This window comes from Pseudomonas idahonensis (assembly GCF_037903935.1).
GTDB classification, from domain to species: domain Bacteria; phylum Pseudomonadota; class Gammaproteobacteria; order Pseudomonadales; family Pseudomonadaceae; genus Aquipseudomonas; species Aquipseudomonas danubii.
Window position 1 is genome coordinate 5,948,131 of the sequence record NZ_CP149586.1, and the last position, 21,570, is coordinate 5,969,700.

The following is a 21,570-nucleotide window of genomic DNA, read 5'->3' on the forward strand; positions in this document are numbered from 1 at the left end:
GAACTATTCTAGAAAGGCGACCCGGGGAACTTAAGTTACAAAACCTGTTTATAACGGCAGTACACTTTCCAAAGCATGGAGTTCAGGGCTATATGCCGTGCTTTCGAAAGTCGTATCTATTAGAGGCCTTCCATGGACAAATACGATCGCTTGCTCCTGGCCAGCCTGCTGGAAAACGGCCGGGCGAGTTATGCCGAGCTGGCGCGCAAGGTCAACCTCTCGGCGCCGGCAGTGGCCGAGCGGGTGGCCAAGCTGGAGGCCAGCGGCGTGATCACCGGTTATCAGGCCAAGGTCGACATGGCCAAGGTGGGGCTGCCGATCCAGTGCGTGATCGAACTGCGCCTGGCCCAGCATGGCAACCAGAAGAACTATGACGAACTGATCAAGATCCCCCAGCTCACCGAGTGTCATCGGGTGACGGGAGATCCTTGCGTGATCATGCAGGCTGCCGTGGGCTCGATGCCGGAGCTGGAGGAACTGATCAACCGCGTGGCCCAGTTCGGTTTCAGCAAGACTTCCATCGTGCTTTCCAGCGCCATCGAACGGCGTGTCCCCCTGGGGCAACTGGAAAACAACGGCAAGTGAGCCGCAGCTCCCACTCAGAAACCGCGCTGGCGCTTGAGGTGCTCGGGAATCTTGGCAGCCGGGACCTTCTGCAACTTGCAGAGGAAGTCGTGGGACAGTTCACGCACGCCATGGGTGTGACGCAGCTCGCCCGCCAGATGGGCCACCAGGTTGGCGGCCATTTCCGCATCGGCCATGGCCCGGTGCGCCTGACCGGTGTGGGGCAAGCCGGCAAATGAGGTCAGGGTGCCCAGCTTGTGGTTCGGCGCCGCCGGCATCAGGCGCCGGGCCAGCAGCAGGGAACAGGCGAAATTCTGCAAGCGGGTGCGCTTGATCCGCCCCAGCTCGAAATCCCAGAACTTCTGGTCGAAGGCCGCGTTGTGGGCCAGCAACGGCGTGGTGCCGACAAACTCGTTGACCTCGTTCATCACCTGCTCCGCTGGCGGGGCGCTGCGCAGCATGGCGTTGCTGATGCCGGTCAGTTGTTCGATAAAGCCCGGCACCCGCACGCCGGCATTCATCAGGCTCTGGTAACGCTCGACGATGCGCCCCTGCTCAAGAATCACCACGGCGATTTCCGTGGCCCGGCAACTGCTGCTCGGGGAGATCCCGGTGGTTTCAAAGTCGATGACGGCAATACGTTCCAAACCTGTGCAGCTCCGTATAAAAAATGATCAGCTTTTCAGCAGCAAGGCGCCTTCGATCGGCACATAGCGGGTGGCGGCGCGAATCAGCGAATTGGCAGTCAGACCCGGCACGCCATAAGCCACCGCGCTGACCCCATGCTTGTGGATGATGCGCTCGAGCAGCAGGTCGAAGTCGCCGTCGCCGGAGGCCAGCACCACTTCGTCGACCTGGGCGGCGGCGTCCATGATGTCGATGGTGATGCCCACGTCCCAGTCGCCCTTGGCCGAGCCGTCGCTGCGCTGAATGTAGGGTTTGAGTTTTACCGTGAAGCCCAGGTTGCGCAGGATCTGCTGAAACTGCTGCTGCTTGCTGTCACCGCGATCGATGGCATAGGCATAGGCTTCGACGATCTGCCCCTCTTTACTGATATCCGCCCACAGCGCCGCGTAGTTGAAGTGACAACCATAGGCCTGGCGGACGGTGTAATAGAGGTTCTGGACGTCGGCGAACACCGCGATTTTCTTCACCGCTAATCCTCATGGCGCAGCAGCGCAGGGGCTGGAACGGGGCTCAAGACCCGAAAAGTCGCCCAGTATGCCAGTCACAAGGAATGTTCCGCGAATAATCGGTCCGGGGCAGGTGCCTGCCCCGGACCGACGGAGCCTCAGACGAAGGAATCGTCGTCGGAGAAGAACGAACTGTCGTCGTTGCCGTAATCGGCGTTGCTGAAGCCGCCCTGGTCGCTGTTGCCCCAGGAGTCGTTGTTGGCCAGCCGCTGATCGTCATTGCCCCAGCCACTGTTGTCGCTGGCCGGTGCCGGTTCTTCCTTGATGACTTCGACAACTTCCTGAGGCTGCTGGTTGCTGTGGAACAGGCTGCTGATGCCCTGGGCCAGCATCACCCCGCCGGCCACCCCGGCAGCGGTTTTCAAAGCCCCGCCGAGGAAGCTGCTACCGGCCGCCGGTGCCGGTTGCGGCGCATAGTTCTGCTGCGGGGCGCCGAAATTCTGCTGCGCAGGCGCGCCGAAGGAAGAACGGGACGGCTCACGCCAGCCACCGCCGGAGGATGGCGCCACACTCGGGGCCTGCGCGGGAGCCGGTTGCGGCTCGCGGGAACCGCCGAAGATGCTCGACAGAAAGCCGCCACTCGCCGCCGGAGCTGGAGCCGCAGCGGCGGCCTGGGAGCGAGCCTGTTGCAGTTCGGCCTGCAACTGCTGCACTTGCTGGCTCAATTGTTTGTTCTGTTCATCGAGGCTTTTCAGGGCAGCCTCCTGCACCAGGATCGCCTGGGTCATGAAATACCCGGCCGCAGGCTGGCGGATCAGGTGTTCCTTGATCCGCGCTTCGGCCTGGGCGTCACGTGGAGCTGAGTCCGTCTCGGCTTGTTGCAACCGTGAAAACAGTCCATCGATCAGGGTTTGCTCTTCGCTGTTCATGGCGACCTCTTTAGATTGCCGGTAAAAATCTGGTCCGTGCCCCCACAGGGCCGCGGTACGCACCAGTTATGGGGTTGGGGCGACGACTTTCAATGGTCTTTACTCAAGGTTTACGTTTGCTCCCGAGGGGCCAGCTTCGGTTAAAGTGTTCAACCGCTTGGTCAACTGCGATCCCCATCAATGACTCCGTTAGATGTTCTGCGCGACTCTTTCTATTTTTTCCAACGCAACTTCGGCCGCATCGCCCAACTGTGCCTGCCCCTGGTGATTCTCGAAGCGCTGCTGCAACAAGGCGTCAGCAGCGCCCTGGGCGAGAATGCCTTTCCCGGCTCCAGCGTGGTGGTGGGGCTCTTGCTCTATCCGCTGTACACCGGCGCGCTGATCCTGTTTCTCGACGCCCGCACCCGGGGGGAATCGCCCCGCAACCGTGATCTTTGGGCCATGGCCCTGAGCCTATGGCCGCGCTTCGCCGTGCTGACGGCGGTCAGCACGCTGCTGATTCTGCTCGGGCTGTCGCTGTATTTGCTGCCGGGGCTGTGGCTGATGGTGGTGCTGGCCTTCGCCGAGTACCTGCTGGTGCTCAAGGGCCTGGCGCCCCTGGCGGCCATCAAGGAAAGCCTGCGCCTGAGCCGCGGGCACTTCCTGCGCATCCTGTTGTGCATCCTGGCGGTCATGGCCCCGTTGTGGCTGCTCAAGGGGGCGAGCGAAGCCGCCTATCCCGATCCGCACAACCCGATCCTGTCACTGGCCATCGACAGCGCTTACAGCTTCCTGCAGCTGTTCACCAGCGTGGTGCTGTTCCGCCTGTTCATGCTCATCAACGAGCCAGCGGACAACCGCTGATTCACCTTGCGGCCGCTCTACCCCTTGGGTGACGGCCGCGCACTCGGTTATGCTCCGGCCCATCCTGCAACGCCATAAGCCGAGCCGATGACCCGTCTACTGCGCATCACCCTGTTGAGCCTGCTCCTGATCGGCCTGGTACTGACCGGCCTGATCTACAGCCTGACCTGGCGCCCTCTGCCCAAGGAAACCCTGACGGTCAGTTGCAGCGCCCAGGCCACGCCGCTGGTGCCGGGCCAGGCACTCAAGGTGATGACCTGGAACCTGCAGTACCTGGCGGGCAAGCGCTACGTGTTCTGGAACGACCAGGCCCGGGGCGAGGACGAACGTCCGACCCTGGAAGACATGGCCTTCAGCCTCGACGAAGTGGCCCGGGTCATCCGCGACGAACAGCCGGACCTGGTGCTGCTGCAGGAAGTGGACAACGGCGCCAAGGCCAGCGCCTACCAGGATCAACTCAAACTCCTGCAGGAGCGGCTCGCCGACCTCTACCCCTGCAGCACCCAGGCTTACGACTGGAAGGCGGACTTCGTGCCCTCGCCGCACATTTTCGGCAGCGTCGGCCGACAACTGGCGACCCTCAGCCGCTACCGCATCGATCACGCCGAACGCTTGCAACTGCCGGTTGCCCCGCACTCGCTCATCAGCCGGCAATTCCAGCCCAAGGACGCCCTGCTGCTGAGCTACCTGCCCCTGAGCGATGGCGGCCAACTGGTGGTGCTGAACACCCATCTGGAGCGTGCGCAGCGCGCCGACGACACTCAGCACAAGCAGGTGACGGCCATTGCCAAGGTTCTGGACAAACTGGAGAGCCGCGGCACCCCCTGGCTGATTGGCGGCGATTTCAACCTGCTGCCCCTGAGCCAGTACCAACGCCTGAGCGAAGAACAGCGCGCGCCCTACAACGCTGACAGCCCGCTGCACCTGCTGTGGGACAAGTACCCGATGATCCCCAGCAACACCCAGGCCAGTGGCGTCGACCGTGCTCGCTGGCTGACCCACTACCCCAACGACCCGAGCCTCGACGGCCCGGATCGTACGGTGGACTACCTGTTCTACAGCCCACGACTGAAGCGGGTTGAATCCCGAGTACGCCAGGACGACACCCAGCGCATCTCCGACCACCTGCCGGTGCTTGCCCGGTTCCTGTTGCCGGCGTTGTAACCCCGCTTTACTTGCGGGGTTTGATCCGCGCCGTAGCCTCGGCAATCAGTGGATCGTCCGGCCAGTAATGCTTGGGATAGCGCCCCTTGAGATCCTTCTTCACCTCGGCGTAAGTGCTGCGCCAGAAGTTCGCCAGATCCTGGGTGACCTGCACCGGACGCCGCGCCGGCGACAGCAAGTGCAACTTGACCACTTGGCGGCCACCGGCAATCCGCGGCGTGTCCGACAGCCCAAACAGCTCCTGCAGGCGCACCGCCAGAATCGGCGGCTGCTCGCTGTAGTCCAGTCGGATCGAGGAGCCCGAGGGCACTGTCAGATGATGCGGAGCCAGCTCGTCCAGGCGCTGGGGCAGCGGCCAGGGCAACAGGTTGTGGACGATGCTGGCCAGCTCCAGGTTGGCAAAGTGACTCAGTCGCGACACCTTGCCCAGGTAGGGCTGTAGCCACTGCTCCAGCCCTGCGAGCAAGGCGCCATCACTGACATCCGGCCATTGGCTCTCGCCCTTGTCCGCCAGATCCAGCTGCCGCAGCAAGGTCACCCGAGCCTGCCACTGGCGCAGCTCCGGGGTCCAGGGCAGCAGCTCCAGGCCCTTGCGCCGCACCAGATTGACCAGGGCCTGGCTACGGGCTGACTCGTCCAGGCCGGTGAGCGGTTCACGGCTGAGTACCAGCTCACCAACCTTGCGTTGACGCTCGGCCCGCAGCACGCCTTCACGCTCGTCCCAATCCAGCTGGTCGACGTTGCGCACCTGCTCTGCCAGCACCGTATCGAACAGGGTCGGATCAAAATCCGCGGCCAGGTAGATGCGCTCCTCACGCTGGCCCTGGCGGCTGCCCAGGTCGGCGATCACCAGCCAGGGCTGCTTCATCAGGTTGTCGGTTTCGCTGAACAGCGCCGCGCGGCCGTTGGCCAGTCGATACTCGGCACCACCGGGACGGCGCTGCTGGGCCACCCGATCGGGATAGGCCAGGGCCAGCAAGGCACCAAGCCAGCGCGGATGCTCGGGATCGGCGACGGCTGCCTCGGGCTGCCCTCGCAGGTAGCCACGGTACTGCCGCGCCAGTTGCCGCGCACGCTGGACACCACCCTGGGCACCACGGGCCGCGCGCTCCTCCCCGGAAAGCAGCACCAGGCGACTGTGCAGGTCGGCGCCGGCACCGCGCAAAATGTCCCGTTCCCCCAGCAGGGCCGCGACGTCGCAGGCCATCTGCGCCAGCCCCAGGGACTGGCCGCGCAACAGCAAGTGGGCAATGCGCGGATGGGCCGGCAACTCGGCCATGGCCTGACCGTGGCGGGTCAATGTGCCGTCATCGTTGAGCGCTCCCAGGCGCTGCAACAGGTCTTGAGCCTGTGCATAAGCGGCGCTGGGAGGCGGGTCCAGCCAGGCCAGCTGATTCGGGGTCACGCCCCAGCGCGCCAGTTGCAGGGCCAGACCGGCCAGGTCGGCCTGAAGGATCTCCGCGCCGGCATAGGCCGCCAGTTGTTCCTGCTGATCCGCCGACCACAAGCGATAGCACACGCCAGGCTCCAGGCGCCCGGCCCGGCCGGCGCGCTGGGTGGCGCTGGCCCGGGAGATGCGCTGGGTGTCGAGGCGGGTCATGCCGCTGCCGGGATCGAAGCGCGGCACTCGGGCCAGCCCGGCGTCCACCACCACCCGCACGCCGTTAATGGTCAGGCTGGTTTCGGCGATGTTGGTGGCCAATACCACTTTGCGCCGCCCCGCCGGGGCCGGATCGATGGCTGCGCGCTGGGCGGCCAGGTCCAGCTCGCCATGCAGTGGACAGAGCAGGATCTCACTGCGTTGTCCCAAGGACTCGGCCAACTGCTGATGCACTCGACGAATCTCGGCCTGGCCTGGGAGAAACACCAGCAGGCTGCCGCTTTCATCGTTGATGGCTTCAAGCACGGTCTGCACCACCCGCGGTTCGATGAACTCGCCGGGCTGGAACGGCCGCCCCCAGCGCTGGGTCACCGGGAACATGCGCCCCTCACTGCGCAGGATCGGCGCATCGCCCAGCAGCGTGGAAAGACGTTCGCCCTCCAGGGTCGCCGACATCAACAGAATCTTCAGGGGCTGCTCGTCACGAAACAGCTCCCGGCCATTGAGGCTCAAGGCCAGGGCCAGGTCGGCATCCAGACTGCGCTCGTGAAACTCATCGAAGATCAGCAGGCCAACCCCTTCCAGGGCAGGGTCGTCCTGCAGGCGTCGGGTGAGGATGCCTTCGGTGACCACTTCGATACGGGTCCGCGGGCCGACCTTGCTCTCCAGGCGGATGCGGTAGCCCACGGTTTCACCGACTTTCTCCCCCAGTTCGCTGGCCAGACGCTCCGCCGCAGCCCGGGCCGCCAGGCGCCGGGGTTCGAGCATGAGGATGGTCTGTCCGGCCAGCCAGTCCTGATCCAGAAGCGCCAGGGGCACACGGGTGGTCTTGCCGGCACCGGGCGGGGCTTCGAGCACCGCTTCATGGCGCGCCGCCAGGGCCTCGCGCAATGCAGGCAAAACTTCATCAATTGGCAAAGAATTCATGCTGGCTCCAAAACAGAGGCGCGAGTATAACGGCGAACTGCCTGGGGTTAATCATGGTCTGAGTGCTGATCGACAAGACTCAATGCCCCGCTCCATTTCGCTTTGTCTGCATATTTACCAGGAGATATCCATGCGTATTCCCCACCGTGTCATTGGCGGCGTTCTGGTGACCACTCTGCTGACCCAACTCACAGCCTGTGGCTCGATCTTCTTTCCCGACCGCCGCGGCCAGATCGACGGCAAGATCGATCCAGTGGTGGTGGTGCTCGATGCCGTGGGCCTGCTGTTCTATGTCATTCCGGGGCTGATCGCCTTTGGCGTCGACTTCGCCACCGGGGCGATCTACCTGGAGCCGGGCAAGACCGCGCAAATCGCGCCGGAAAAACTCCAGCAGGCCATTGGCGCCGACGGTAAAGTCGACAACCGCAAACTGCAGGCCATTCTGGAAAGCGAACTGGGGGGCAGCTTCCCTCTGGATGACCCGCGCCTGATCCAGCACAAGGGCAGCGTGCAGCAATTGGCCTTGTACGGTCTGCAGCCTGCAGCCTGACCCCACCTTCAAGGAACCCGCCGCCGATGATTGGCAACCCGGAACACGCTCGCCTCCTGCGCCTGGCCACCCGCGCCTCGGTTACGGTGGCAGGCATCCTGATTGTGACCAAGGCCATCGCCTGGTGGCTCAGCGGCTCGGTGAGCATGCTGGCGGGGCTGACCGACTCGGTGCTCGACGGCTTCACCTCGCTGCTCAATCTGTTGGCGGTGCATTACGCCCTGCGCCCGGCCGATGATGATCACCGCTACGGCCACGGCAAGGCGGAGTCCCTGGCGGGCATGGCCCAGGCGCTGTTCATCGCCGGCAGTGCAGTGCTGATTGCCTTTCAGGCGTTCGAACGCCTGCAGCACCCGGAACCGGTAGGTGCGCCCTGGCTGAGCATCGGGGTGATCGGGCTGTCGTTGGTGCTGACCATGGCGCTATTGATCCTGCAACATCGGGTGATCCGCGAAACCGGCTCCAACGCGGTACGGGCCGACTCCCTGCACTACCGCTCCGACCTGCTGCTCAATGGCAGCATCCTCCTGGCCCTGGTACTGGCGGCCTTCGGCTGGCATCAGGTGGATGCCTGGTTCGGCCTGGGGATCGCCGTCTACATTCTCTGGAGCGCGATCCAGATCGCCCGGGAAAGCTTCTCGGTGCTGATGGACGAGGAACTGCCCGCCGATGTCAGCCAACACATGCTGGAACTGGCCTGCAGTGTGCCCGGCGTGCTGGGCGCCCATGACTTGCGCACGCGGATTTCCGGCAGCCATTGGTTCGTCCAACTGCATCTGGAACTGCCCGGCGACCTGAGCCTGTCGGTGGCCCACGCCATCAGCGATCAAGCCGCCGACGCGATCCACCAGGCCTATCCACGGGCCGAGGTGCTGGTACACGCCGATCCGCAGGAAGTGGTCGAGGCCGCCAGGGCTCAGTAAGTGACCTGGTAACCCCGCGAGCTCAGGCAGTTGCCCTGGGCCTGACGGTAGGCCTGCACCACTTGCGGGGCCGGCTGGTAGGTCGCGCTGGCCGGATCGAAGCCACTCTGTTGCACCGCCCAGCGATAGCAGTCGTAGCGATCCTGATCGATCTGCTGTGGCGATTGGCCGTTGACCGGGTACGCCAGCACGTCATAGCCATTGCCAGCCGGCTGCTGGTCCGGCGGCGGCACACCCACGGGTGGTTCGACCACGACATACTGCTGGGTGTTGGCTTCATAGGTGTAATAGGCTCCGGCGGCGAGGAAAAACAGCGCGCTGCCGATCCACACTTCCCGTGCATAGTCAGGCAGGTAGGCCACTCGAATCCCATAAGGCGGGCGCACCACTACATAACGCGGACCTTGTGGGCGATACCAGTAGCCCCCCGAGAAAAAGTAATCCTGACCACGGTACGGCACCCGGTAATTGCGCTCGGGGAAACGGTCAATCACGTAGCCGGGGCGATATTGCGGGCCTGGCCCCCAGCCGTTGCCATGCCCGTCGGGACGGCCCGGCCAGCGATAGTCGTTGGGGCGACCATGGTCGGGACGCGAGCCTGGACCACCGGCCTGCCAATGCTGGTTGTAATCGTTGCGCCGGGGAATGTCCTGGTAATAGCCGCGCTGGGGCTCCTGGGTCTGGCGCACGGTATCGGGCCGGCTCTGGATGGGCAGCCCTGGCGCCGGCTGCGGCTGCTGAAGAGCCGGTCGCCCCTGCTGATTGGGATCATGCTGGGGACGGTTCTGCCACTGCCCACCCGGATTCTGGCCGTTGTGTTCGAACTGCCGGCTGTTATCGCCACGAATGATCTCATTCTGCGGACGCGGTTGCTGCGGGGCAGGTTGCGCACGTTCAGGCGAGTTCGCCGGACGGCCCTGATGGCCCTCGCCACGCCCTTCGGGGGCATGCTCACGCTGCCCGCCGGAAGGCGTTCCCTGCAGTCCCTCGTCCCGCTCATCGGCGAGCACTTGCGCGCTGACGCTCACGCACAACACACCAACACCTGCCAAACGCCAGATGCGCGACTTCATGCTATTCCTCACTGCGGATTGGGGCCTGTACCTAAGACTGAAAAAGCCTGGGGCGGTTCTGCAGCAGATTATCAGTCACGAGACTTATTTCGCAGGCAATAAAAAAGGGCGGCCCGTCGGCCACCCTTTGAGATTTTGTCCGTGCTCGACGCTTGTGGCGCCGGCTCACCTCACTCCGTCTTCTGGACAGGGTGTAGCCCGGGGGCCGGATCAACCCTATGGGGTTGGCGGCCGCGGCAGGCCTGATTCGGCGGGCCGCAGTGGACTCTATGTCCGGGCAGTGATTCTGGTGATAAGAATAGGCCTGGGCCGGCGACAGCGGATTGCGAAGATTGCTTGCAAAAACACCTCTTGCGCAATTTTTAACTCAAGATAGATAATTCAACGCAATACTTATGACAAAGGCCTGATTGATGAGCAAACTCGACCGCTATGACCTGAGTATTTTGGCGGAATTGCAACGCGATGCCCGCATCTCCAACCAGGAACTGGCCGAGCGCATCGGTCTGTCGCCCTCGCCCTGCTCGCGCCGGGTCAAGCAACTGGAAGACGACGGTTATATTTCCCGCCAGGTCGCCCTGCTGGACCGCAAGATGCTCGGCCTGAGCCTGACCGCCTACGTATTGATCGGCATGGACCGGCACACGCCGGAACGCTTCGAGAACTTCGAAGCGGCCATCCGCAGCCTGCCCCAGGTACTGGAATGCAGCCTGGTGACCGGTGTGGACGCCGACTACCAGCTCAAGGTGGTGGTGCCGGACATGGATCACTATCAGAAGTTGCTGCTCGGCCACCTGACCCGCATCGACGGCGTGACCAGTGTGCGCTCCAGTTTCGTGCTCAATCAGGTACTCAACAGCACCGAACTGCCCCTGACCCACCTGCGCAGTTGAATAGCGGCTGTGGCGACGTAACGCAGGCAGATCAATGCTCGGCAAGTGTCCCTTGGCGTATACTCGCCCGGCATTTTTTGCCCTGCCTGCAATGGAGATGATCGATGGACCCAGCAGTATTCGAAGAGTGGATGATGACCGGTCTGGTCAGCATCCTGATCATATTCATGGGTTTCATCGTCTGGGACCTGGCCAAGAAGTCCAAGGCCGGACGCTTCGGCTCCTTTATCTTGTTCTTCGTGCTGGGCCTGGGCGTGGCCGCCTTCATCATCAAGAGCGTGGTGATCGGCCTGATCGAATCCGGCGCTCTATAAGCGCGCCGGCACTTCCTTCCACTGGCCCTGATCCAGGCCATCCAGGGTCCAGTCGCCAATCCTGACCCGCACCAGCCGCAAGGTCGGCAAGCCGACGGCGGCGGTCATGCGCCGTACCTGGCGATTGCGCCCCTCACGAATCACCAATTCCAGCCAATGGGTGGGCACGCTCTTGCGAAAGCGCACTGGCGGATTGCGCGGCCACAGCTCTGGCTCTTCCAGCCGCCGCGCCTCGGCCGGCAAGGTCATGCCGTCGTTCAACTCCACGCCGTCACGCAAGCGCTGTAACTGCTCAGCGCTGGGTTCGCCTTCGACCTGTACCCAATAGGTCTTGGCCAACTTGTGCTTGGGGTCGGCGATCCGCGCCTGCAACTGCCCGTCATTGGTCAACAGCAGCAACCCTTCGCTGTCGCGGTCCAGGCGCCCGGCCGGGTAGACCCCGGGAATGGCGATGAAATCCTTGAGCGTCGCCCGTCCCTCGCCATCGCTGAACTGGGTCAGCACGTCGAAAGGCTTGTTGAACAGGATCAGCTTCGGCTCGGCCGGTGGCGCCTTGGCCACGCGCTTGGAGGGAGAAACGGAAAACGGCTTCGCGCCAGGGCGACGGGAAGCAGGACGGGGCGGACGGGACATGGGATCAGGAACATTCAGCGATCAGGACCGACAATGCTAGTGGCCTGATCGCCAAATGACCATGGATTAAACGCTTAGCGGAAAGGCGGCTCGTCGAAGCTGCGCAGTTTGCGCGAGTGCAGGGAGTTGAGCTCACTGCGCATCAGGTCCACGGCTTCGATACCGATCTTCAAATGCTGGCTGACCGCCCGCTCGTAGAAGGCATTGGCCGCCCCCGGCAACTTGATCTCACTGTGCAGGGGTTTGTCCGAGACACACAGCAAGGTGCCGTAAGGCACCCGCAGGCGATAGCCCTGGGCCGCGATAGTGCCGCTTTCCATGTCCACCGCCACGGCCCGGGACAGGTTGATGAACGGACGTTCCTCGGCCCAGCGCAGTTCCCAGTTGCGGTCGTCGTAAGTCAGGACGGTGCCGGTGCGCAGACGCTTCTTCAGTTGCTCGCCCTTCTCCCCGGTGACATTGGCCGCCGCTTGCTGCAACGCCAGCTGGACCTCGGCCAAGGCCGGAATCGGAATGTTCGGCGGCACCACGCGATCAAGAATGCCGTCACGCCGCATGTAGGCGTGAGCCAGGACGTAATCGCCGATGGTCTGGGACTGCCGCAGTCCACCGCAGTGGCCAATCATCAACCAGCAATGAGGGCGCAGCACCGCCAAGTGGTCGGTGATGTTCTTGGCATTGGAGGGGCCGACGCCGATATTCACCAGGGTCACACCGTGGCCATCGCTGGCCTGCAGGTGATAGGCCGGCATCTGGTAGCGATGCCAGACAACACCGGCGGCGATTGCCGAAGCCTCGCCGTGATCCATGCTTTTTTCAATGATCACGTTGCCCGGCAGGACCATGCGCACAAAACGCGGATCACTGCGCAGTTGCTCCAGACCATGGACGATGAACTGGTCGACGTAACGGTGATAGTTGGTCAGCAGGATCCACGGCTGCACATGACGCCAGTCGCTACCGGTGTAATGCACCAGGCGCCGCAAAGAGAAATCGACCCGCGCCGCATCAAACAGCGCCAAAGGCAGCGGGTGAGTGTTTTCCCAGTCGTAGAGACCGTCGGCGATACCGTCGGTGGCAGCCGACAGGTCGGTGCTGGGGAATACCCGGGCCAGGGCCGCCGCGGTTACGCCGGAACCGGCCAGTTCGTCGCCCTGTTCCACCACATAGGGATAAGGAATGTTCTGCTCGCTGACACCCACTTCCACCGTGACGGTGAAGTCATGCATCAAAGGCACCAGTTGCTCGAGCAGGTAATTGCGGAAGGCCGCGGGATGAGTGACGGTGACGCTGTAGGTGCCCGGCAGTTGCACCTTGGCATAAGCCCGGGTGGTCTGCGGAACTTCGCCATGGCAGTGGTAGGTCAGGCGCAATTCGGGATAGCGAAACAGCGCTCTTTGCTCAGCATCCGGCTCGACCCGGTCCTTGAGGTAACGCTTGAGCGCCTGGCTCAGCGCCGTAGTGGCCCGCTCATGCAAAGCAGCAAGCCGATCCACGGCTTGCTCGGCGGTTTGAACGACAATAAAAGCTTCGGTCACGGTAAGCATCCTGTGTTCTGATCTTGCAGGCGTTCATCTTGCCTGCAACACCGCCCCACGGGAACAGCGGAGTTATAGGAGCCGGCGTGTCGGCGCTGGCCATGGCGACAACGCCTCTTCGCCGACAAGCCGGCTGCTACGAAAGGTCAGAAGCCTTGAGGCGTGGAGCGGGCAACAATGGCGGCTACGTCCAGCCCGCGGGGCAAGGTACCGTAGACCCGACCGCTCTGCCCTCCAAGACGACTGGCGATAAAGGCATCGCTGACCACCTCGTTACCGGTCTCAAGCAGGAGCTTGGCCTGCAGGCCCAAGGCAATGTCCTCGGTCAGTTGGCGGGCGCGGTACTGGATGTCGCCGGTGTCCCTGAAGCTGTCCTTGAGCGCCGCAATATGCGCCGCCAGACGCTGCTCGCCATGCCCGTCTCCCAGCTCGGCAAACAATACATCGAGTACCCCGGGCTCTTTCGACAAGGCCCGCAGCACATCCAGGCATTGCACGTTGCCTGAGCCTTCCCAGGTGGAGTTCACCGGCGCCTCGCGGTACAGCCGCGGCAGGATGCTGTCTTCGACATATCCGGCGCCTCCCATGCATTCGGCGGCCTCGTTGATCATGGCCGGGGCGCGCTTGCAGATCCAATACTTGCCCACTGCCGTCACTAGCCGAGAGAACTTCGCTTCCTGGGCATCGTCCTGGTGATCCAGGGCTCGTCCCATGCGCATGCTCAAGGCCAGGGCCGCTTCACTTTCCAAGGCCAGGTCGGCCAGCACGTTCTGCATCAGCGGCTGCTCACTGAGCACCCGCCCGCCGACGCGGCGATGGGCACAATGATGGCTGGCCTGGGTCAACGCCTGGCGCATCAGCGAGCTGGAGCCGACCATGCAGTCAAAGCGAGTCATGGCGACCATTTCGATAATGGTGGGTACGCCGCGCCCCTCGTCACCGATCATCCAGGCCAGAGCGCCACGGAACTCCACTTCGCTGGAAGCATTGGAGAGGTTGCCCAGCTTGTTCTTCAAGCGCTGGATATAGAACTGGTTGCGGCTGTCATCCGGACGATGACGGGGCAGGAGGAAACAAGTCAGGCCCTTGTCGGTCTGGGCCAGGGTCAGGAAGGCATCGCACATCGGCGCCGAGCAGAACCACTTGTGCCCCACCAGTTCATAAGCCTGCCCCGGTCCCGGGGCTCCCACCGGATAGGCTCGGGTGGTATTGGCACGAACGTCGGTCCCGCCCTGCTTCTCGGTCATGGCCATGCCAATCGTCAGCCCGGTCTTGTGCTGCATGCCAACATTACGCGGGTCGTATTGAGTGGCGAGGATCTTCGGCAGCCACTGCTCGGCGATGTCCGGCTGCAGTTTCAGCGCCGGCACGCAGGCAAACGTCATGGTCAACGGGCAACCGCTGCCCGCCTCGGCCTGACTGTGCAGGTAGGTCATGGCGGCGCGGGCTACATGAGCCCCCGCTTGTGGGTCGGTCCAGGGCAGTGAGGTCAGCCCGCCCTCGATGGCCGCCTGCATCAACTGGTGATACGCCGGATGAAACTCCACCAGGTCGATCCGGTGACCAAAGCGGTCGTGACTGGAAAAAACCGGTTTGTTCTGATTGGCCAGGAACCCCGCCTCCATCAGCGGACCACCCGCCAGGGCGCCATAGGCATCGACCCGGGATTCGGCCCAGCCGGCATCGAAGCGCCGCATCCACTGCTGCAACGGCAGGTCTATCCGATAGAGGTTGGCGCCGTCCAGGGCGGGCGGCTGGTTGGTGACTTCGTGAGTTTCAGCGAACTGGTGGAGGTTCATTGCGGGACTCCTTCAGGGTGTGCCAAGACCCCAGTTAAGCACCCGCTCTACCCCGAACAAAGTGGCATATCAGCCTAAATATCGGCACTTTCGCCTTGCTCAACACAAAGTACCCGCTTCAACAGCACCGCTTGCAGTGCCTCGAATTTCACCGGTTTGCCCAGGCAGTCGGCCCCTGCTGTCGCTGCACAACCTTCAGTACCAGGAGCGCAAGCCAGCAAGATGGGCAGGTGGGCGTATCCGGGCATTGCCTGGGCCTGAAGACGAAATGCCCCCAGTTGCGCTGCAGTGATCTGGCCATCGATCAGCACCGCGCTGACAAGTTCACGCCCCAGCAGTTGCAGCGCATCGGTGGGACTGCCGACGGTGCGAACTCGGTACCCCAGCTTGAGCAACATGCCCCGCACCACCAGTTGATCGACGTCGTTATCATCCATCAGCAGCACGGTACAGTCCTGGGGCGCACGCCGATGAAGGGCTGTCGGCGCCCGAGGAGTGGGTTCCTGGACATCGAACTCCACCAGCAAGCGGAAACAACTGCCCTGTCCAGGCGTGGACTCATGGGTCAACTGCCCGCCCAGCAAGTCCACCAATTGCCGGCAGATCGCCAGGCCGATGCCCAATCCGCCGTATTCACGCGTCATGGAACCGTCGAGCTGGAAGAAACGCTGGTACAGCGTCGCCTCGTCCAGATTGACAAAACCTATCCCGCTGTCGATCACCTCAAAGCTCAGGCTCACCCGCTCGGCCGAAACAGACCGGGTGACCACCCGCAACACCACGCCACCGGAATGGGTGAACTTGACGGCATTCTCCAGCAGGCACTCCAGGCAATGGCTGAGCTTGCAGCGATCGCCCTGCAAGCGGTCGGGCAGCCCGGCGCTGAGGTCGACCTGAAAGGACAGGGACTTGGCCGCCGCGCTGGCGCCGAACTGGGTTTGCAGTGCGCTGAGCATCGAACGCAGGCTGAACGGCTGGCGCTGGGCGCTGAGCTTGCCGGCTTGCAGTTCGGTCAACGTGAGGATGCCGTTGACCATGCGCATCATGTCCCGTGCCGAGCCGGCGGCGGTCTGCTGGTACTGCTCCATCTCCGGGTCCAGTTCCAGGGTCTGCATCAGCTCAAGCGAGCCGATGACACCGTTCATCGGCGTACGCAACTCGTGGGTCAGGGTCGCCAGGAACTCATCCTTGAGACGGTTACTGTGAGCCAGTTGCTGGTTCAGCACTTCAAGCTTCTGCCCGGCCTCAAGCAGCGTCTGGGCTTGTTGCTCACGCATCGAGTTGATCCGGTCGGCCAGGGCCAGGGATAGCAGCGCTACCTCGATCGCCGAGCCGATCTGGCTGGCGTACATGGTCAGGAATACGTTCGGCAGGTAACCCAGCACCATCAAGGTGTTGATCACCCCACCGAAGAGAAAGGCCGACCAGGCAATGATGAAATAACGCGCCACCCGCAATCCGCGACACCAGGCGACGATCCCCGCCACATAAATCACCACGGTAAACAGCAGCGCCAAGGTGGTTGCCAGGCGCAAGGCCAGGGCGTAGCTGGTCATCAGTGACAAGGCCATGACCACTGCGCCGAACGCCATCAGCGCCAGCAGCACCCGGTCAACCCAGGGACTGTGCCGGGAGGTCTGCAGGAAACTGCGGGCGAACTGACTGCCGAACAGCCCCGCGGCGCCGATGAAGAATGGCGTCGCCGCATTGGCCCACCACGGACTGTTGGGCCAGAAGTACTCCACTGCGGCACCGTTGACCGACAGTTGATAAAGACCGAACGAAGCGATGTAGACGATGTAGTAGAGGTAGCTGGTGTCACGCACGCTGAGATAGATGAACAGGTTGTACACCAGCATGCCCAGCAACACCCCGTAGATCAGCCCCAGCACGTAGAGCCGCACTGGCTGCGCCTCGAGGTAGGCCGTGTTGGACCAGAGGCTCAGCGGCGCCTGGATCGAACCTTCACTGGCCAGGCGCAAATAGACAGTCTTGTGCTCATGGGGGGAGAAATTCAGATTGAACAGGTAATTGTTCTGGCGAATCTGTCGGCTGTCGAATGGCAAGGCATCGCCGGTGCGCTCCGCCAGACGAAAGCCACCGGCTTCATCGGGGACGTACAGATCCAGGTGATCCAGGGGCGGATAGGCCAGTTCCAGCAACCAGCTGCGCTGTGCCGCGGGATTGCCGGGGCGGTATTGAAGGTCGATCTTCAGCCAGAAGGCCGAACGTGAGTAACCGGCATTGAGGGTATCTTTATCGTGGGGTTTGAAGTGCTCAGCCAAGGGCCCCGAACTGACATCGGCAATTGTTGCTTCGCTACCCGCGTCTTCGAATACTTGCATCACTCGGCCCAAAGGCAAGCGTTGAGTGAACTCGTCGAACTCGACGGCGCCAGCCAGCATCGGCAAGCTCAACAGCAACATCAGCAAATAGCGCATTAAAGCCCCAGCGTGGCTTGTCCGGTGGTGTCAGGAAGTCCCCCATTTCCCTTGAGCAGACGCAAGACCGGCATGACCTGTTATTGGTTTGAATGCACTCTAGCATAGCCGTTGATGGCCAATGAACACCATTGAAAATTTTAGTCTAAAGGCTCTAGAACGGGCCTTTCAGCGCAATCCAGCGAGCTAGAGCTGTTGCATCGGTCAAGAAGATCGAACACGGCAAAGCGACAGCTTCCATTGCGCACCAGGCGCCGCGAAAAAAAGCGTTTGGTGGTAAGCTCGCCGCCCATGAATATCTACAGCTCTCGCCCCGTTGTCCTCTGTCTCTCCGGCCACGACCCCAGTGGTGGCGCCGGCTTGCAGGCAGATATCGAAGCCCTGCTGGCTCAGGGTTGTCACGCAGCTCCGGCTGTCACCGCCCTGACCGTGCAAGACACGGTCAACGTCAGCGATTTCCGCGTTCTGGATCGCGAGTGGGTATTGGCCCAGGCCAATGCCGTGCTCAACGACTCCACTGTCGCCGCGGTCAAGCTGGGCATGCTGGGCTCCCTGGAGATGGTCGACACCGTGGTCGAACTGCTGCAGGCACACCCACACCTGCCCCTGGTGTGCGACCCGGTGCTGCGCGCCGGCGGCGGTGGCCGTCTGGGCAAGGATGAAGTGGGCTACGCCATGCGCGAACGCCTGCTGCCCCTGGCCACCATTGCCACTCCCAACCTTCCCGAAGCCCGAATTCTTGCGGAACTGCCCGAAGGCAGCGCCGACCAATGCGCCGAAAAACTCCTGCCGTTCGTCAAGCACCTGCTGATCACCGGCGGCCATGGCGATGAACACGAAGTGCACAATCGCCTGTACAGCCGTGACGGCCTGCGCGAGACCTACACCTGCCAGCGTCTGCCGGGCAGCTACCACGGCTCCGGCTGCACCCTGGCCAGTGCCCTGGCCGGACGTCTGGCCCAAGGCGAACATCTGGCCAGCGCTGTAAAGTCGGCCCTGGACTACACCTGGCGCACCCTGCGCGACGCCGAGCAACTGGGCCGCGGCCAGTTTGTCCCGCGCCGCTTGCCGTTGGATTTCTGCTCGTAATGTCATGAGGCCCGCTCAATGAAACTACGTGGTCTGTACGCCATCACCGACAGCCAGCTGTTGGCCGGCAAGTTCCTGAAGTACGTGGAGGCGGCGCTGGAAGGCGGCGTCACCCTGTTGCAGTACCGCGATAAGAGCGACGACCAGGCCCGCCGTCTGCGGGAAGCCGAAACCCTGCTGACCCTGTGCGAGCGCTACAAGACCCGCCTGATCATCAACGATGACGCCGAGCTGGCGGCACGCATCGGTGCCGGCGTGCATCTGGGCCAGAGCGACGGTCCCCTGACGCCGGCCCGCGCCCTGCTGGGGCGCCAGGCCATTATCGGTTCGACCTGCCACGACCAATTGCCACTGGCCGAGCAAGCCGCGAAGGAAGGCGCCAGCTATGTCGCCTTCGGCCGCTTTTTCAATTCCACCACCAAACCCGGCGCGCCCACGGCCAGCCTGGAGTTGCTGGATCAGGCCCGGGCCAGCCTGCATCTGCCGATCTGCGTGATTGGCGGCATCACCCTGGAAAATGCCGCCCCCCTGGTGAACCACGGCGCCGACCTGCTGGCGGTGGTTCACGGCCTGTTCGGCGCCGATAGCGCCGACGAAGTGACCCGTCGCGCCCGCGCCTTCAACGCCCTATTCAACAGCTGATTTTTTGAGAGCCCGATCATGTCCCGTTCCGAAACCCTGTTTGCCGACGCCCAGAAACACATCCCTGGTGGCGTCAACTCGCCGGTCCGCGCCTTCAAGAGCGTGGGCGGCACCCCGCTGTTCTTCAAGCACGCCGAAGGTGCCTACGTCACTGACGAAGACGACAAGCGCTATGTCGACTATGTCGGGTCCTGGGGTCCGATGATTCTCGGCCACAGTCACCCGGACGTGCTGGACGCGGTACGCAAGCAGCTGGAGCATGGCCTGTCCTACGGCGCCCCGACTGCCATGGAAACCGAAATGGCCGATCTGGTGTGCTCCATCGTTCCCTCCATGGAAATGGTGCGCATGGTCAGCTCCGGCACTGAAGCCACCATGAGCGCGATTCGCCTGGCCCGTGGCTTTACCGGCCGCGACAGCATCATCAAGTTCGAAGGCTGCTACCACGGACATTCCGACAGTCTGCTGGTCAAGGCCGGTTCCGGCGCCCTGACTCAAGGCGTCCCCAGCTCTGCCGGTGTACCTGCAGCTTTCGCCAAACACACGCTGACCCTGCCCTTCAACGACATCGCTGCAGTGGAAAAAATGCTGGCGGAAGTGGGCCAGGAAGTGGCCTGCATCATCGTCGAGCCTGTGGCCGGTAACATGAACTGTGTGCCGCCGGCACCGGGCTTCCTCGAGGGGCTGCGCACTCTTTGCGACCAACACGGCGTAGTGCTGATCTTCGACGAAGTGATGACCGGCTTTCGTGTCGCTTTAGGCGGCGCCCAGGCCCATTACGGCGTCACTCCAGACCTGTCCACCTTCGGCAAGATCATCGGCGGCGGCATGCCAGTGGGCTGCTTCGGCGGCAAACGCAAGATCATGGAACACATTGCGCCCCTGGGTCCGGTCTACCAGGCCGGCACCCTGTCCGGTAACCCGCTGGCCATGGCTGCCGGCCTGACCACCCTGCGCCTGATCAGCCGCCCGGGCTTCCACGCCGAACTGAGCGACTACACCAGCCGCCTGCTCGAAGGCTTGCAGCAACGCGCCGATGCCGCGGGCATTCCGTTCGTCACCACTCAGGCGGGCGGCATGTTCGGCCTGTACTTCAGTGGCGCCGACGATATCGTCACCTTTGACGACGTGATGGCCAGCGATGCCAACCTGTTCAAGCGCTTCTTCCACCTGATGCTGGAAGGCGGCGTGTACCTGGCGCCAAGTGCCTTTGAGGCCGGTTTCACCTCGATCGCCCACGGCGAGACTGAGCTGCAACTGACCCTGGATGCCGCAGAGCGCGCATTTGCCGCCCTGAAATAAGCGCTACATGGCTGGCATGGTGATCAACCATGCCAGCTTCGTGCTTTACTCGAACTTTCCCTTGGCAAAGGGGGAAATACGCGGCAAACCAGCGGATATCGCGGCCACGCAGCAGAAAAACGAGTAAAGACTTTGTAAGGTTGGCCCTGCTTATTTCATAATGCGCGCTTATTGGACCCCCTCGCCGGGTCCGCGCGCCCCTCAGAGGTAAGTCGATTCCCATGAACCGCACCGGCCGCGCCCTGACATTGGGCTGCCTGTTGCTCCTTCAGCCCCTGCTCGCGCACGCACAAGCAGGCGGCAACTCGTTGTTGATCCCAGCGATGGGTCGCTGCACCCTCGATCCCCAGGCACAGGAACAGGCCGAGGCGCTAGCCGCGTGCCAGAAAGCCGCCGATGAAGGGGACGCACAGGCGCAATACGAGTTGGGTGAGTTCTATTACGAGGGTAAAGGCGCGCCGCGGGACCTCAATCAAGCCCTGAGCTATTTCGAAAAGGCCTCGTTGCAAGGCCATGCCCAGGCGCAGTTCAAGCTCGGCACCATGTTCTTCCACGGCGAAGGCGTGCCGGCCAACAACGTTCAAGCCTACATCGTGCTGAAGATGGCTGCGGTCAACGGTGCCGAAGACGCCCTGGACACCGCCGACGAAGTCGCCGAGCACATGCAGCGTGACGAACTGGAAGTTGCGACCCAAGTGCTGGGGCAGATCTTCCGTAAATACCTGATGGAACTGCAAAGCGCCGATGGGCGTTCGCCTTTCTCGCCCCTGCCGTAACACCTTCGCGTCACTCACCGGCAAACTGGCGCCTACGCAAACCAGGCTTACTTTTCGGGCATTGGCATGGGAAACGGCATGACGTTGCTTACGCCGCGGGCTTCGCTGATCTTCGGTGTGCCCAGGCGCTCCACTTCGTCGATGCGCACAATCGAATGCATCGGCACAAAACTGCGCACAACGCCTTCGAACTGAGCCTTGAGTTTTTCTTCGCTCGGATCGACGACCACTTGCGTGCGCTCGCCAAAGACGAACTCTTCCACTTCCAGAAAACCCCACAGATCGCTTTGATAGATCTGCTTGGCGTACATTTCGAACACCTGGCCCTGGTTGAGAAAAATCACCTTATAGATTGGGGCTTCACGTTTGGTCATGGTGGGCGGGCAACACATCGGGGGATAAAAATAGGGCGCGAACTATAGCATAGCTACCCGATG

At 62.8% G+C, this 21,570-nt stretch carries 21 protein-coding genes; 11 read left to right on the top strand and 10 right to left on the bottom strand.

Translation table 11 applies throughout. The features are described 5' to 3' along the window. Window positions 1-132 precede the first annotated feature (132 nt). Entirely contained in the window at window positions 133-585 is a 453-nt protein-coding gene (locus WIN67_RS26885; protein ID WP_016963834.1) for an Lrp/AsnC family transcriptional regulator, read from the top strand. A gap of 14 nt (window positions 586-599) precedes the next feature. Here the strand turns inward: WIN67_RS26885 and WIN67_RS26890 are convergent, their stop codons facing one another. The 3 genes from WIN67_RS26890 to WIN67_RS26900 all read right to left on the bottom strand — a co-directional run bounded on the left by WIN67_RS26890 (window position 600) and on the right by WIN67_RS26900 (window position 2,626). Next, window positions 600-1,211: a 3'-5' exonuclease gene (locus tag WIN67_RS26890; protein WP_110652052.1), complete on the bottom strand. Its 612-nt coding sequence runs from the start codon at window positions 1,209-1,211 to the stop codon at window positions 600-602. A gap of 27 nt (window positions 1,212-1,238) precedes the next feature. After that, window positions 1,239-1,718, bottom strand: coding sequence for an NYN domain-containing protein (locus WIN67_RS26895; protein WP_102882313.1), 480 nt, complete (start codon window positions 1,716-1,718; stop codon window positions 1,239-1,241). 137 nt (window positions 1,719-1,855) lie between these two features. Continuing rightward, the gene (locus WIN67_RS26900; RefSeq protein ID WP_267268959.1) at window positions 1,856-2,626 is read right to left on the bottom strand and encodes a DUF2076 domain-containing protein; all 771 of its coding nucleotides are present in this window, start codon (window positions 2,624-2,626) and stop codon (window positions 1,856-1,858) included. A gap of 180 nt (window positions 2,627-2,806) precedes the next feature. On the opposite strand from WIN67_RS26900, the gene WIN67_RS26905 reads away from it, so the two are divergent. Together WIN67_RS26905 and WIN67_RS26910 are read left to right on the top strand one after the other, a co-directional pair. After that, a complete protein-coding gene (locus WIN67_RS26905; protein ID WP_110652050.1) occupies window positions 2,807-3,469 on the top strand; it encodes a YciC family protein in 663 nt (220 codons plus the stop codon). Window positions 3,470-3,556: 87 nt separating this feature from the next. After that, window positions 3,557-4,633, top strand: coding sequence for an endonuclease/exonuclease/phosphatase family protein (locus WIN67_RS26910; RefSeq protein WP_102882316.1), 1,077 nt, complete (start codon window positions 3,557-3,559; stop codon window positions 4,631-4,633). A 7-nt stretch (window positions 4,634-4,640) separates the two neighbouring features. On the opposite strand, the gene hrpB is transcribed toward WIN67_RS26910, so the two are convergent. Beyond that, on the bottom strand, window positions 4,641-7,160 hold the full coding sequence (gene hrpB, locus WIN67_RS26915) for an ATP-dependent helicase HrpB (protein ID WP_110596238.1): 2,520 nt from the start codon (window positions 7,158-7,160) through the stop codon (window positions 4,641-4,643). Between the two features lie 130 nt (window positions 7,161-7,290). Here hrpB and WIN67_RS26920 point away from each other — a divergent pair, with 130 nt between their 5' ends. Continuing rightward, window positions 7,291-7,710: a polyribonucleotide nucleotidyltransferase gene (locus WIN67_RS26920; protein WP_102865373.1), complete on the top strand. Its 420-nt coding sequence runs from the start codon at window positions 7,291-7,293 to the stop codon at window positions 7,708-7,710. A gap of 26 nt (window positions 7,711-7,736) precedes the next feature. Then, a complete protein-coding gene (locus WIN67_RS26925; protein ID WP_123390350.1) occupies window positions 7,737-8,633 on the top strand; it encodes a cation diffusion facilitator family transporter in 897 nt (298 codons plus the stop codon). On the opposite strand, the gene WIN67_RS26930 is transcribed toward WIN67_RS26925, so the two are convergent. Next, on the bottom strand, window positions 8,627-9,706 hold the full coding sequence (locus WIN67_RS26930) for a DUF6515 family protein (RefSeq protein WP_339070279.1): 1,080 nt from the start codon (window positions 9,704-9,706) through the stop codon (window positions 8,627-8,629). The genes WIN67_RS26925 and WIN67_RS26930 overlap by 7 nt on opposite strands. 413 nt (window positions 9,707-10,119) lie before the next feature. On the opposite strand from WIN67_RS26930, the gene WIN67_RS26935 reads away from it, so the two are divergent. Continuing rightward, the gene (locus tag WIN67_RS26935; protein WP_102865370.1) at window positions 10,120-10,599 is read left to right on the top strand and encodes an Lrp/AsnC family transcriptional regulator; all 480 of its coding nucleotides are present in this window, start codon (window positions 10,120-10,122) and stop codon (window positions 10,597-10,599) included. A gap of 104 nt (window positions 10,600-10,703) precedes the next feature. After that, window positions 10,704-10,913, top strand: a complete 210-nt coding sequence (locus WIN67_RS26940) for a DUF2788 domain-containing protein (protein WP_003228500.1) — start codon at window positions 10,704-10,706, stop codon at window positions 10,911-10,913. On the opposite strand, the gene WIN67_RS26945 is transcribed toward WIN67_RS26940, so the two are convergent. The 4 genes from WIN67_RS26945 to WIN67_RS26960 form a co-directional block, all read right to left on the bottom strand. Next, window positions 10,908-11,474 carry a pseudouridine synthase gene (locus tag WIN67_RS26945; RefSeq protein WP_162884158.1) on the bottom strand — a complete coding sequence of 189 codons (567 nt, stop codon included), beginning with the start codon at window positions 11,472-11,474 and terminating at the stop codon, window positions 10,908-10,910. The two genes, WIN67_RS26940 and WIN67_RS26945, sit on opposite strands and share 6 nt — an antisense overlap. A 146-nt stretch (window positions 11,475-11,620) precedes the next feature. Beyond that, on the bottom strand, window positions 11,621-13,093 hold the full coding sequence (amn, locus tag WIN67_RS26950; protein ID WP_162884094.1) for an AMP nucleosidase: 1,473 nt from the start codon (window positions 13,091-13,093) through the stop codon (window positions 11,621-11,623). Window positions 13,094-13,230: 137 nt separating this feature from the next. Next, window positions 13,231-14,883 carry an acyl-CoA dehydrogenase family protein gene (locus tag WIN67_RS26955; protein ID WP_339070280.1) on the bottom strand — a complete coding sequence of 551 codons (1,653 nt, stop codon included), beginning with the start codon at window positions 14,881-14,883 and terminating at the stop codon, window positions 13,231-13,233. A gap of 74 nt (window positions 14,884-14,957) precedes the next feature. Further along, window positions 14,958-17,324: a hybrid sensor histidine kinase/response regulator gene (locus tag WIN67_RS26960; RefSeq protein ID WP_339070281.1), complete on the bottom strand. Its 2,367-nt coding sequence runs from the start codon at window positions 17,322-17,324 to the stop codon at window positions 14,958-14,960. Window positions 17,325-17,615: 291 nt separating this feature from the next. Between WIN67_RS26960 and WIN67_RS26965 the strand changes: the two genes are divergently transcribed. The 4 genes from WIN67_RS26965 (at window position 17,616) to WIN67_RS26980 (ending at window position 21,133) form a co-directional block, all read left to right on the top strand. After that, on the top strand, window positions 17,616-18,413 hold the full coding sequence (locus WIN67_RS26965) for a hydroxymethylpyrimidine/phosphomethylpyrimidine kinase (RefSeq protein WP_042941299.1): 798 nt from the start codon (window positions 17,616-17,618) through the stop codon (window positions 18,411-18,413). 18 nt (window positions 18,414-18,431) lie between these two features. Beyond that, window positions 18,432-19,055, top strand: a complete 624-nt coding sequence (gene thiE / locus WIN67_RS26970; protein WP_102882323.1) for a thiamine phosphate synthase — start codon at window positions 18,432-18,434, stop codon at window positions 19,053-19,055. 18 nt (window positions 19,056-19,073) lie between these two features. Next, entirely contained in the window at window positions 19,074-20,357 is a 1,284-nt protein-coding gene (gene hemL / locus WIN67_RS26975; RefSeq protein ID WP_102865364.1) for a glutamate-1-semialdehyde 2,1-aminomutase, read from the top strand. Window positions 20,358-20,578: 221 nt separating this feature from the next. Continuing rightward, a complete protein-coding gene (locus WIN67_RS26980; protein ID WP_253127814.1) occupies window positions 20,579-21,133 on the top strand; it encodes a tetratricopeptide repeat protein in 555 nt (184 codons plus the stop codon). Between the two features lie 47 nt (window positions 21,134-21,180). Here WIN67_RS26980 and WIN67_RS26985 read toward each other — a convergent pair whose 3' ends face one another. Continuing rightward, on the bottom strand, window positions 21,181-21,507 hold the full coding sequence (locus WIN67_RS26985; protein ID WP_007927079.1) for a DUF1820 family protein: 327 nt from the start codon (window positions 21,505-21,507) through the stop codon (window positions 21,181-21,183). Window positions 21,508-21,570 lie beyond the last annotated feature (63 nt).

What these genes read in the sequence shown, in the direction of transcription:
- WIN67_RS26885 (WP_016963834.1), top strand. Translation starts at nt 133, where the DNA reads ATGGACAAATACGATCGCTTGCTCCTGGCCAGCCTGCTGGAAAACGGC.
- WIN67_RS26900 (WP_267268959.1), bottom strand. Translation starts at nt 2,626, where the DNA reads ATGAACAGCGAAGAGCAAACCCTGATCGATGGACTGTTTTCACGGTTG.
- WIN67_RS26905 (WP_110652050.1), top strand. Translation starts at nt 2,807, where the DNA reads ATGACTCCGTTAGATGTTCTGCGCGACTCTTTCTATTTTTTCCAACGC.
- WIN67_RS26910 (WP_102882316.1), top strand. Translation starts at nt 3,557, where the DNA reads ATGACCCGTCTACTGCGCATCACCCTGTTGAGCCTGCTCCTGATCGGC.
- hrpB (WP_110596238.1), bottom strand. Translation starts at nt 7,160, where the DNA reads ATGAATTCTTTGCCAATTGATGAAGTTTTGCCTGCATTGCGCGAGGCC.
- WIN67_RS26920 (WP_102865373.1), top strand. Translation starts at nt 7,291, where the DNA reads ATGCGTATTCCCCACCGTGTCATTGGCGGCGTTCTGGTGACCACTCTG.
- WIN67_RS26925 (WP_123390350.1), top strand. Translation starts at nt 7,737, where the DNA reads ATGATTGGCAACCCGGAACACGCTCGCCTCCTGCGCCTGGCCACCCGC.
- WIN67_RS26930 (WP_339070279.1), bottom strand. Translation starts at nt 9,706, where the DNA reads ATGAAGTCGCGCATCTGGCGTTTGGCAGGTGTTGGTGTGTTGTGCGTG.
- WIN67_RS26935 (WP_102865370.1), top strand. Translation starts at nt 10,120, where the DNA reads ATGAGCAAACTCGACCGCTATGACCTGAGTATTTTGGCGGAATTGCAA.
- WIN67_RS26940 (WP_003228500.1), top strand. Translation starts at nt 10,704, where the DNA reads ATGGACCCAGCAGTATTCGAAGAGTGGATGATGACCGGTCTGGTCAGC.
- amn (WP_162884094.1), bottom strand. Translation starts at nt 13,093, where the DNA reads ATGCTTACCGTGACCGAAGCTTTTATTGTCGTTCAAACCGCCGAGCAA.
- WIN67_RS26955 (WP_339070280.1), bottom strand. Translation starts at nt 14,883, where the DNA reads ATGAACCTCCACCAGTTCGCTGAAACTCACGAAGTCACCAACCAGCCG.
- WIN67_RS26960 (WP_339070281.1), bottom strand. Translation starts at nt 17,324, where the DNA reads ATGCGCTATTTGCTGATGTTGCTGTTGAGCTTGCCGATGCTGGCTGGC.
- WIN67_RS26965 (WP_042941299.1), top strand. Translation starts at nt 17,616, where the DNA reads ATGAATATCTACAGCTCTCGCCCCGTTGTCCTCTGTCTCTCCGGCCAC.
- thiE (WP_102882323.1), top strand. Translation starts at nt 18,432, where the DNA reads ATGAAACTACGTGGTCTGTACGCCATCACCGACAGCCAGCTGTTGGCC.
- hemL (WP_102865364.1), top strand. Translation starts at nt 19,074, where the DNA reads ATGTCCCGTTCCGAAACCCTGTTTGCCGACGCCCAGAAACACATCCCT.
- WIN67_RS26980 (WP_253127814.1), top strand. Translation starts at nt 20,579, where the DNA reads ATGAACCGCACCGGCCGCGCCCTGACATTGGGCTGCCTGTTGCTCCTT.
- WIN67_RS26985 (WP_007927079.1), bottom strand. Translation starts at nt 21,507, where the DNA reads ATGACCAAACGTGAAGCCCCAATCTATAAGGTGATTTTTCTCAACCAG.